8 protein-coding genes are annotated in these 11,582 nt (G+C 64.5%); 5 read left to right on the top strand and 3 right to left on the bottom strand.

The window, feature by feature from the left end:
• Positions 1-5: 5 nt before the first annotated feature.
• From G7048_RS07960 to G7048_RS07950, 3 genes are all read right to left on the bottom strand, one after another.
• Positions 6-407: a hypothetical protein gene (locus G7048_RS07960; protein ID WP_166067616.1), complete on the bottom strand. Its 402-nt coding sequence runs from the start codon at positions 405-407 to the stop codon at positions 6-8.
• A 265-nt stretch (positions 408-672) separates the two neighbouring features.
• Positions 673-876 carry a hypothetical protein gene (locus G7048_RS07955; RefSeq protein ID WP_166066181.1) on the bottom strand — a complete coding sequence of 68 codons (204 nt, stop codon included), beginning with the start codon at positions 874-876 and terminating at the stop codon, positions 673-675.
• Between the two features lie 355 nt (positions 877-1,231).
• Positions 1,232-2,995, bottom strand: a complete 1,764-nt coding sequence (locus G7048_RS07950) for a lysoplasmalogenase family protein (protein ID WP_166067615.1) — start codon at positions 2,993-2,995, stop codon at positions 1,232-1,234.
• Between the two features lie 166 nt (positions 2,996-3,161).
• Between G7048_RS07950 and G7048_RS07945 the strand changes: the two genes are divergently transcribed.
• From G7048_RS07945 to G7048_RS07925, 5 genes are all read left to right on the top strand, one after another.
• Positions 3,162-4,547 (top strand): SWIM zinc finger domain-containing protein, encoded by a 1,386-nt coding sequence (locus tag G7048_RS07945; protein WP_166067614.1) that lies wholly within the window; start codon positions 3,162-3,164, stop codon positions 4,545-4,547.
• Positions 4,544-6,142 (top strand): DUF5691 domain-containing protein, encoded by a 1,599-nt coding sequence (locus tag G7048_RS07940; protein ID WP_166067613.1) that lies wholly within the window; start codon positions 4,544-4,546, stop codon positions 6,140-6,142. The genes G7048_RS07945 and G7048_RS07940 overlap by 4 nt, the downstream gene beginning before the upstream one ends.
• Positions 6,143-6,203: 61 nt before the next feature.
• Positions 6,204-7,286, top strand: coding sequence for an AAA family ATPase (locus G7048_RS07935; RefSeq protein ID WP_166067612.1), 1,083 nt, complete (start codon positions 6,204-6,206; stop codon positions 7,284-7,286).
• Between the two features lie 19 nt (positions 7,287-7,305).
• Positions 7,306-9,174, top strand: a complete 1,869-nt coding sequence (locus G7048_RS07930; RefSeq protein ID WP_166067611.1) for an ATP-binding protein — start codon at positions 7,306-7,308, stop codon at positions 9,172-9,174.
• Between the two features lie 44 nt (positions 9,175-9,218).
• Positions 9,219-11,534 (top strand): lipopolysaccharide assembly protein LapB, encoded by a 2,316-nt coding sequence (locus G7048_RS07925; protein WP_166067610.1) that lies wholly within the window; start codon positions 9,219-9,221, stop codon positions 11,532-11,534.
• Positions 11,535-11,582 lie beyond the last annotated feature (48 nt).

The following is an 11,582-nucleotide window of genomic DNA, read 5'->3' as shown; positions in this document are numbered from 1 at the left end:
GCCGCTCACGCAGCCTTGGTTGGATTGGCCTTGGCGAAGGGCGCGCGCAGCAGTTGCTTGCAGCGCACCAGCATGGAGGGCTTGGCCTGTTGCTCGGTCTGCACGGCCTGGTGCCAGATATCGCGCTGCGGCTGCGTCAGTTCGCGGAAGACGCTGGCGCGGCGTTCGGTGCTGAGCATGTGCAGGGCGGCTACCTGTTCGCGTGCGGACAGCGTGGCGAGCGTTTGGGCGAAGGTCTTGTCGCCCAGATGCGAGAGCAGTTGGGCGAGCAGGTCTGCGCGGTGGTTGCTCAGTGCGGCGAGCAGGGCGCGGGTGCGCATAGTGCCGATGCGGTCGGCGCGGGAAGAGTTCTGTGCGAGTGTCGTGCGGGCTGCATCGACACGCAATGCGTTGTTCAGACGTTGCATTGGAGGCTCCTTTCGATCCGCGCTGAAAGGAGCCGCGCCGCGCTTCAGGTGCGCAAACGCTGACGTGGTTTCAGTGCGGACCCATTGATCAACAAGAGGTCAACAAAGGCGCGGCGCTGAACCATCGGAAATACCAAGGAGCAGCGTGCCGAGCCAGCCGGCATCACCCGCGAGCGGGCCATGCCGGCGCTGCGAGATCGAGACGGGTCGGGGTCCATGTCTGCTCCTTTTGGGATGGGTTGATGAAAGGCTTGCGGCCTGCGAATCAGCGCGCGCTGCGCGACTGCGTGGCGAGGAAGCTGCGGATGCGATGGGTCGGCCAGCGGGTCAGCGTGTCCAGCTCCTTGAGCTGCTGCTCAAGCGGCTTGGCCTGAGCGTTTGCGACAACGGTCGACTCGACTGCGGGCGCGGCTGCGCAGGTGCGGCCAAGGCGCACCAAGCGGTCTGAGCGAAAGAAAAAAGTCTTCATGGCGTTCTCCTTCGGTGAAGCAAGAAAAGCCACGCAGAAACGGTACGCGTCAAAAACTCCGGTGTCTGCTGACGCCGAAGTGTGTCCGTGATTTGAAAAGCGCGAGCCCGACCGATGTCGGGCGAGAGAAGAGGTGCGCCAAGCGCGCCGCAATGCGTTGAACGGAACTGGTGCCGAAGGACGGCTCCCGTTCAAGCAGGGAGTTCGTCAGTCGGCCAGCCACGCTGCCATTGCGGCGAGCGATAAATCACTGGTTGAACTGGCACTGTCCACGTGGGACTCCTGAAATTGCGATCCGGCGATTATCGCCCGTGGGTGATATATGGTCAAATGTTTTCGGGGTTTGTACGGTTGACTAAGCTGCGGTCGATGACCGTGCTTTGCCCGTCAACCCCCACACGATCAACGCCTGCGCCGCGAAGTAGCTGATCAGCACCCAGAACAGCGCATAGGGCACGGGCTGCACGAAGCGGTCCAGCGCGAGGATGGTGTCGCTGATCATGAAGCAGCTTGCGCCCAGCGCGACTTGCAGTGCGTTGGTCGAGCGCATGATGCGCCAGCGGCCCCAGGCCTGCGCGGCCATGAGGGCGATGACGGTGACGTAGACGGCGACGGGGATGCGCAGTTCGGCGGGCAGGCCGCCGGTCCACAGGAAAGCGTACATGCCGATGCCGAGCAGCAGCGTGATGAGCAATGCGCGGCGGTCGGCGAACCAGGGCAGGCCGCGTTTCATGACGATGATGTAGGCCAGATGCGCGAGCAGAAAGCTCACGAGGCCGGGCACGAACATGGCGGGTGACGACAGCATCAGGCAGACGTCGCCGACGAACGACCATTGCAGTGCGACCAGCAGCCAGCGCAGCGAGATGGGATGGCTGCGGCCCGCGTGATCGACGGGCGCGTTGCGAGCGCTGGCCAGCACCTGTGCGCAAGCGAACAGCATGGCTGCGGGTTTGAAGACCATGTGCCATTCCGTGAGTCCGAGCGCGCCGGTGGCGGCAGCCAGCACGCCGGCATCGAGCATCAACGCCAGCCACACGCTGATGCGGCCTTGCAGTACGGCACCGAGAATCCACTGCGCGATGCTGATGGTGGCGAACCAGATCAGGTTGTGCGCGAGCGGTGCCTGATCGGCGTTCCACAGAAACAGCGCGGCACCGGCGATCAGCGTGATGAACTGCAGCGAGGCAAACCACTGGGCGGCTTTGCCGATGGGCGGCTCGAACAGCGCGCGATGTTCGTCGAGCACGAAAGCGGGTTTGGGAAAGCGCGCGGCCACGTCGATAGGTCGCCAGCCCGGCGGTTTGAGCCACACGCGCAGCTTGTCGCCCCAGTTGCGCGCATGAAAACTGTCTTGCGCGAGCTGGCTGTAGATGGAGGCGTTGGCCCAGAGTGGGTCCCAGCTTTGGAGCAGGCCGCGTGTGCCGTAGACGCAGGGCTCGCGGTCGTCTTCTTCCTTGAAGGTGCCGAAGATGCGGTCCCAGATGATGAGGATGCCGCCGTAGTTCTTGTCGAGATATGGGTCGTTCACGGCGTGGTGCACGCGGTGGTTGCTGGGCGCGCAGAACCAGCGGTCGAACCAGCCGAGGCGGCGCACCTGCTCGGTGTGCACCCAGAATTGGTAGAGCAGGTCGATCAGCCCGACGACCACGAAGACCAGCGGCGGCACGCCGAGCACGGCCATCGGCAGATAGAACAGCCACGACAGCAGCGCGTAGCTGCTCGGTTGGCGCAGCGCGGTGCTGAGGTTGTATTGCTGGCTCTGGTGATGCACCACATGCGCGGCCCACAGCACGTTGACCTCGTGGCCCATGCGGTGGTTCCAGTAGTAGAGAAAGTCGTAGAGCACCAAGGCGATCAGCCAGCCGGGGAGGCTTGTCCAGAAGGCGTCGCTTCGCAGCAGCGCGACATGCTCGAACACGGCCGTGTAGATGCCCACGGTGAGCAGCTTGGTGAAGACCGCGCTGGTCTGGCTCATGAGCCCGAGGCTCATCGAACTGAACGCATCGGCCAGCTTGTACGGGTAGTTGCGGCGGCGCATGCTGACCAGCCATTCGATGGCGATCAGCAGAAAAAACACCGGTGTGGCGATGACGATGACCTGGCTGGGAGAGAGCATGGCGGTGATTGTCTGCGGCACATTTCTGCGCGCTACTGGCGTCTACCCTGAATCACATGCTCACAAAGTCGAGGACGGCTTTCGCAAGAGTGACATCGGCGCTTTGGTATAAATCTGTAAATACCAATAAATTGACACCGCTTGTCGGGAACGGAGAAGGCAGCACGTGCTAACCAGCGAAGCAGAAGTGTTGGGGCTATCCCCGGATGCTTCCTCAACCAAGGCCGCACAAGGCCTGAAATCTCCCGGTAAATGGCCGACTCTGGGCAGCGACGAGGGCGCAGTCTGGGGCGAATGCCAGGGCAGCGGCAGCAAGCCTTATCAGACGCAGGTCGATTTGAGCGGCCCGTCGTTCAAATGCAGTTGCCCCAGCCGCAAATTTCCATGCAAGCATGGGCTCGCTCTCTTGCTCCTGCGCACGGCAGGGCAGGTGGCTGCAGCCGATGCCCGCCCGGCATGGGTGAGCGAATGGCTCGATTCACGCCGTGATCGCGCCGAGAAAAAAGAAGCCAAGGCCGTCGCCGTGGCCGCCGCGCCGCCCGACCCGCAGGCCGCCGCCAAACGCGAGGCCAAGCGCTGGGATCGCGTGGAAGGCGGCTTGGGCGAACTCTCGCTGTGGATGCAGGACATGCTGCGCCAGGGCCTGGCCACGCAGCAGCTCAACGATTCCAGCACGCATCAGGCGTGGCAGAACATGGCGGCGCGTCTGGTCGATGCGCAGGCGCCCAGCATGGCGGCGCGCGTCACGCAATTGCACGATGTGGCCAGCGTGCGCGAGGATTGGCCCGCGTTGCTGCTCACGCATCTGGGGCAATGGCAGTTGCTGCTGGACGCCGCCGCGCGCCGCGAGCAGTTGCCGCCCGCGATGCTGGACGATGTGATGACGGCGCTCGGCTGGAATCAGGACAAGGCCGAGCTGCTTGCCACATCGCCCGCGGTGGCCGATCAGTGGCTGGTGCTTGGCGGTTGCCAGATCGAAGGACAGGGACGTCTTGTCGAGCGGCGCATGTGGCTGTGGGGCGAACAGACCCAGCGCATAGCCTTGCTGCAGGACTACGCGCATGGCGGTCGTGGCTACGAACGTGCGTGGGTTGTGGGTCGTCGTTACGAGGCCAGTCTGCATTTCTATCCGGGTGGTGCGCCCATGCGGGCGATTGCGGCAGACAACAGCAGTCTGCTGGAAGCGCAGGCCACGACCGCGCCCAGCCTGCTCGCGCACAGCACACCGCAGCAAAGCTGGCGCGATGTGGCCGAGCGCTTGGCGGGCAATCCGTTTCAATGGCTTCAACCGCTGATGCTGCAGAGCGTGCAACTGCATCGCGTGGAAGGGCAGGGTTGGCAGGCGACGGTGATGGATGGCGCGGCGCAACGCGTGCTGCCACTCGATCTGCCGGACTCGCAGGCATGGGGGCTGCTCGCGGCCAGCGGCGGTCATCCGATGCTGGCGATGGGCGAGTGGAGCGATGAACGCTGGCGTTTGCTGAGCGCATGGAATGTGACGGGCGACGGCAATGCCCGCCTCATCTGGGCCTTGTCGGGAGAGGTGCAATGAACAGCAGCAATGGTGGTGCGATGAACTCTCCCGCCTGGCAAGGACTGATGCAGCAGGCGCTGGTCGGCACGCAGCGCATGGATGCGCTCGACGATGCGCCATGGCCCGCCGAACTGCAGTCGCTGGTGCGCGATGCGAATGCCGCTCTGGCCGTGCCTGCTGACGCGCATGCCGGATCGATCAAGCTGCTGCGCGCCGCTGGTGCAGCGGGGTTGTGGCAGCGCGCGGGCTTTGTTCCGCAGGCTTTGGCGCAGCCGCTTGCGTCCACGTCCGCGCCGGACGATGTGCAGGCCGAGCCTGCCGACGAGGCCGTGATCCGCGCGCTGAATGCGGCCTTGCGTGAAGGGCCGGAAAGCCTGACTCGCCAAAGCTGGCATGTGCTGGCAAAGGCCGGCATGCGCTTGCCGCAGGCATCGCTTCCGGTGGCGCTGGATGCCGGTGCGCGCAGTTCGGCCTTGCGTGCCGATCTGCTGGCGGTGCTGGGCGCACGCGGTTTGTGGCTTGCGCAGCAGAACCCGGCGTGGAAGTTTGCGGCAGGCACAGATCAGCAGGCCGATCCCGAACAGTTGTGGAGCGAAGGCACGTTCGAGCAGCGGCTTTCCGTGCTGCGCAACGAACGCGCGAGCACTCCGCAGGCCGCGCGTGAACGCTTCGACGCGGCGGTCAAGGAGCTGAACGCCAAGGAACGTTTGGCGATGCTCGAAGTGCTGCGCACGCAGTTGTCGATGGATGACGAAGCGCTGCTGGAGCGCCTGCTCACCGATCGCAGCGGCGAAGTGAAGCAGTTGGCCGCCGAGCTTTTGTCCACGTTGCCGCACAGCGCGCATTCGCAGCGCGTGATCGCATGGATTGCGCCGCTGCTCAAGCAGGAGGGCGACAAGTGGACCATCGAGCCGCCCGAAAAGGACAACGCCGACTGGCCGCGCGACGGCATCGCGCTCAAGGCGCACTCGTATTTCAAGGGCGGCGAGCGCGCGTGGTGGCTGTACCAACTGGTGCGTCTGACACCGCCGACCTGGTGGACCGAGACGCTGGGCAAGACGCCCGAGGAAGTGTTCGCATGGGCGGCCAAGACCGAGTGGAAGCGCCATCTGTGGGATGGTCTGCTCGAAGCCGCCGCGCGTTCGCCCAACCGCGATTGGCTGCAGTTGTTGACCAGCATGCAGGAAAACCGCTTTGCGCAGGAAAGCCTGCGCAGCCTGCTCGCGTCGATGACGCTGGCCGAGCGTGAGGTGTATTGGCAAGAGCGTTTGAAGGCCGCGCCGCGTCTGGTGTTCGAGCTGCTGATTCGCATCGACGATCAGATGGAGCCGCACGAGCATCTGTCGCGTGCGCTGTCCGATGCGCTGGTCGCCTCGCTCGACCTGTCCTACGCAGCCGCCGTCGTCAGCACCGACTGGAGCCTGCGCCACAACCTGTCGCAGGCGCTCACCAGCGCGGCGCTGTGGATGCATCCGCAGAGCCTGCCCGCGTTCCTGACGCTCATCGACAAGGCCAGCGCCGACGAAAAGTCGGCGCAGTGGTTCGAGGACGTGTGGCAGCGCGTGCGCTCGACGGCGGGCATACGCCAGACGCTGCAGCAGATTTCAACGTGATCCATTTTTCGCTTATCCGATCCACCCGATTCATCCATTTGCCAACAGAGAGCTTCACACCATGAGCCAGGTTCTTCGCCAACATGCAGAACAACAATTCGCACACGAGCTGGACGCGCTGTCGCAGGTCGATGACCGTGCACGCCCGCCCAACTGGAAGCTCTCGCCATGGGCGGTGCTGCAGTACCTGATGGGCGGCACGCTGAAGAACGGCGTGGAGATTTCGCCCAAGTACATCGGCAACTCGCGCCTCATGGAGATCGCCGTGACGACGCTTGCGACCGATCGCGCGCTGCTGCTGTACGGCGTGCCGGGCACGGCCAAGTCGTGGGTGTCCGAGCATCTGGCGGCGGCTGTGAGTGGCGACTCCACGCTGCTGGTGCAAGGCACGGCGGGCACGAGCGAAGAGCAGTTGCGCTACGGCTGGAACTACGCGCAGTTGCTCGCGCATGGCCCGTCGGAGAAGGCGCTGATTCCAAGCCCGATGGTCAACGCGATGAAGCGCGGCAAGATCGCGCGCATCGAAGAACTCACGCGCATTCCCGCCGATGTGCAGGACACGCTGATCACCGTGCTGTCCGAAAAGACGCTGCCCGTGCCCGAGCTGGAAAGCGAAGTGCAGGCGGTGCAGGGCTTCTCGGTGATCGCCACCGCCAACAACCGCGACAAGGGCGTCAACGAGTTGTCGAGCGCGCTCAAGCGCCGCTTCAACACGGTGGTGCTGCCGGTGCCCGCGACCGAAGCCGAGGAAGTGCAGATCGTGATGAAGCGCGTGGGCGAAATGGGCCGCGCGCTGGCGCTGCCTGCCGAGCCACCGGCGCTCGAAGAAATCAAGCGCGTGGTGCAGATCTTCCGCGAACTGCGCAGCGGCCAGACCGAAGACGGCAAGAGCGTGCGCATCAAGTCGCCCACGTCGACGCTGTCCACGGCCGAGGCGATCTCGGTGATCAACAGCGGCATGGCGCTGGCCGGGCACTTCGGCGATGGCGTGATGCGCGCGGCCGATGTGGCCTCGGGCCTGCTCGGCGCGGTGGTCAAGGACCCGGTGCAGGACACGGTGGTGTGGAAGGAATACCTCGAAACCGTGGTGAAGGAACGCGGCGAGTGGAAGGACCTGTACCGCGCCTGCCGCGAGCAACTCTGACCACATTGGCGCACAGCACATGAACGACGACGACCACAGCAGCAGCGATCAGCCTGCCCAACCTTCGGCCTTGCAGACCACGCAGGTGCATCTCGATGGCCTGTTCGATGTGCTGGCCAAGCACCTGTATTCGACGCCGGTCGTCGCGATCCGCGAGCTGATCCAGAACGCGCACGATTCGATCTCGCGGCGCAGGCTCGAAGACCCGACGTTCACCGGGCCGGGCCGCATCGACGTGATTGCCGACGATGTGGCGCAGACCATCATCATCCGCGACAACGGATCGGGGCTGACGGAGCAGGAACTGCACAGCTTTCTCGCGACACTGGGCAACGGCTACACGCGCCAGTTGCGTGCCACCGAAAAGCCGGGCAGCGAGGAACTGATCGGCCTGTTCGGTCTCGGCTTTCTCTCGGCCTTCGTGGTGGCCGAGCAGGTGCTGGTGAACACGTCCTCGTACCAGTCTCCGGACAAGGGCTGGCGTTATCTCTCGTCGGATGGCAGGCGCTATGCGGTGCAGGCCATCGACGCGCGGCCCGTGGGCACCGAGATCCATCTGGCGATGCGCACGGACTTCAACCATCTGTGCTCCGCTGGTGTGCTGAAGAAAGTGCTGGGCCGCTATTGCGCGCTGCTGCGCGAGCCGCTGTGGTTCGACGATGAATGCGTGAACGCCGACCCGCCGCCATGGCGTGCGACGGCCGATGGTGTGGTCGTGCATCCTGCTGTTCTGCAGCGCCAACGCATGGCGTTCGCGACGCGCATGGAGCGCCATTTCGAACCGATCTGCGTGATCCCGATCAAACCCGAAGGCGACAGCGATGCGCGCGGTCTGCTGTGGGTGCAGGACGGTGCGACCTACGGCACCAGCGACAACCGGCACCTGAGCGTCTACGTGCGCGGCATGCTGCTCGACGATGAGGCGCGCGACCTGATTCCCGTGTGGGCGGGCTTCATCGGCGGCGTGATCGAATCGAACGCGCTCACACCCACCGCGAGCCGCGAAGACCTGCAGCGCGACGATGCTTACATGGCGGTGCGCGCGCATCTGAAAAGTGCATTGATCAAGGGGCTGGCCGATCTGTCGAAAGACCAGGCACCGGCATGGAGCCGTCTGCTTTCGCGCCACAACGAGGCGTTGCTGGGCGCGGCGATGTGCGAGGACGAGCTGTTCGCCATGCTGCAGGACGCCGTGCGCATCTCCACAAGTCAGGGCGATCTGCCGGTGCGCAGCCTGATTCGCGATGGCCGCATTCACCTGAGTCTGGGTCAGAGCGGCGGTTTTGAAGACGTGCTGTTTCGCGCGCTGCAGGTGCCGGTCGCGCGGGGTGATCGTTATGCCGTGGCGGGCTTTCTGCGCGAGTATGTGCGTGATCGCGGCGTGCTGCTGGTCGAGATCGGAACGGCCACCGGCAATGCGCGCATGTTCCGCGCAGCCGATCTGCCCGAGAGCGAGATCGCATGGCTGCGCGAGCAACTGGCGTGGGGCGAACTCGTCGTGCCCGCGCGCTTTGTGTCGCCCGAGTTGCCGCTGATCGCCGTACCCGACCGCGAGGCGCAGCTCAAGGCGCGGCTGGAGGCCGACGATGCGAGCAAGCGCATGGCGGGTGCGGCGTTGAGTCTGGCGCGCGCGTTCACCAAGCGCATTGATGCGAGCGTGCCCGCGCGCCTGTACATCAACCTTGACAACCCGGCCATCGAAGCGCTGCTGCAAAGCCACCGGCAAGGCCGCGCCGTGCCCGCGCATGCGGTGGCGCTGCTGCGCAGCTTCAAGGTCATCATGGCACCGGGCGGCGAAGAGCTGGCAGGCCAGCCGCCGCTGGTCGATCTGCTGAACGATTTCAACGGTGCGGTGACGGCGCTGTGCACGCCGCCGCAATCGCCTTGAACTGAATCCATCCACCAGCCACGAACCTTCTGGAGACAAGCCACATGGACAGTTTTGCCTGGGTCAACGAACTTGCCGAACAACTGGAAGAGCAAGGCCAGCCGCGTCTGGCCTATCTCATCCACGACGTGCCTTACCAGCAATATCGCGGCAATCACTCCATCGTGGAAGCGCTCGTGCCCGAAGCGCTGGCCGCCGCGCGCAGTCTGGAGATTCCGTGGCTGGACATCTATTTCAAGCACTGGCTGAATGCCTCGCGCATTGCGCGTCACCATGGCGAGACACAGTTGGGCGAGGTCGTCAGCTCCTACGAAAGCGCGCATCAGGAACGCACGCACGCGTGTCCGCAAAGCGTGTGCATCACGCAGGATCTGGTGGCGACCTATGCGAACGTCGATGGCCCCGGTTGGTCCGAAGAACGTTTGGCCGCGTGCGACGAAACGCTGGCGCGCATCGATCCGAGCTGGTCGTGCTTTGGTTGCCTGAGCATCGAAAAAGCCAACGCGCTGCACGATCAGGGCCAGCCGCGCGAGGCCGTGATCTATCTGAAGCAGCAGCGCGACGAGCAGCGCCGCGCGGGTGAAGAAACGAACACGCTGTTCGTGGCGACCGAGGTCGATCAGTACCTGCTGCTCGGCGAGCCCGAAACCGCGCTCAAGCTGCTCGATGATTCGGAAGAAGCCGCAGACGACGATGACCGCCGCGAACAGGCCACGCGCTTGTTTCTGCGCACGCGTGCGCTCGCCATGTCGGGCAAGGCGGATGAGGCCGTCGAGCTGCTGCCCGAGTTCGGCGACATCGAGCTGGAAGACTATCTGCTGTGGTGCCGCGCGGCGCTGGCGATTGCGCGTGTGAAGCCAGATTTCAACACGCCGCAGTTGGGCCATTCGCTGTGGACGACCATCGAGCATCTGCATTCGGTGGGCAACCATCGCCAGTTGATCGACATGGCGCTGGCGCAGACCGAACTGGCATTGGCGCGCAAGGTGCCGTGGCTTGCAGGCCATGCGATTGCGCTGGCGCGCGAACATCTGCCGATGCTGCGCTTGGATCTGGGTGCGGCGGCCAAGCTGGACAAGGCCGCACAGGCGATGGCGCAGGCATCGGGAACCGAGCCACCTTGCAAGCCCGAAGAACTGCCCGAGTGGCTGAGTTCGGATGCCGCCAACGGGCTGGACAACGAGGTCGTGATCCAGTGGCTGGAAGAGGCCCATCGCACTTTGCCGCAGGACGAAGATGTGGCGATGACGCTGGCGTCAGCGCTGTCCAATTTCGGCTGTCACGATCTGGCTCGCACGCGCCTGAAAGCCATGGTGGATGCGGCGCCGGAATCGATGGCGCTGCAGAACCGTTGGTTCGGTCTGTGCATCAACGCCGACGACCATGCGGCCATCGAGGCGCAGGCAGCGCGCATTGAAGCCACGCTGCCCGCACAAGCGGCCTGGTATCGCGCACGCGTGGCGTATCGCGAGTCGCGCTATGCGCAGGTGGGACCGTTGGTCGCGCAGGTGCTGGAGCATGACGCCAACGCCATTCCGACGCGCGGCCTGTGGGCCGATGCAGCCATGGAACTCAAGGACTTTGACACGGCGGTCGAGCAGCGCCGCATCGTGCTCGAAGCCGATGAGGAACCTGACTCTCGCCAGCGCTGGGATTTGCTGATTGCCGCCACCGCCGCGCAGCAATGGGCCGAGGTGCGCAAGCAGGCCGTGGCGTTGGAGATGGAACTCGATGAGGTCGATTCAGAAAACGAGCCGCTCGAAGAAGACTGGGGCCTGATCTATCTGCGCCATGACGAGAACGGTCGCCTGCGCGATGTGATGGCGCGGCGCACCGGACCCGCCACAGCACGCATCGTGCAGCCCGCATCACAGGGGCAGGATCAGCGCATGGGCGACTGGGTGGTGTTCATGCCCAAGCTGGTCGAGCAGCCGCCGGAAAACGAGGACGAGCAGGACGGCTACATCCGCATCTACGACGAGCCGCTGCATGTGCTCGAAAAGGGCGGTCACGGTCCGAGCTACATGGTGGACGGTGTGCATCCCGGAGACGAGGCGATTCGTGCGCTGCGCGATGCGCTCGAAGCAGAAGGTTGGAGCACGTGGCAGTACAGCGGCGACAACTACTTCATCACCGACCCTGACGCCGATGAAGATGATGACGACGACGATGATGAAGAAGGCGAGCTGCTTGGCATCTATCTGGCGGTGACTGCGCCAGCCGATGTGCCGCCGCGCGTCATCTCCGCCAAGCTCGCCACGCTCACCAAGGGCATGCAATTGTGCTGGACCGAGCTGGCGCGCGATGCGGGTGAATCGACCGAACGACACGAAGCCATGGAGGAGCGCTACGGGCTTTGAGCCGCCGTGAGCGACGACCTTTCCTCCATTCGACGATGAACTGAAGAA

The sequence above is a fragment of the Diaphorobacter sp. HDW4B genome (assembly GCF_011305535.1).
Taxonomy (GTDB): domain Bacteria; phylum Pseudomonadota; class Gammaproteobacteria; order Burkholderiales; family Burkholderiaceae_C; genus Diaphorobacter_A.
Note: the sequence above shows the minus strand (reverse complement) of the source record. Positions and strands in the feature narration are given on the sequence as shown.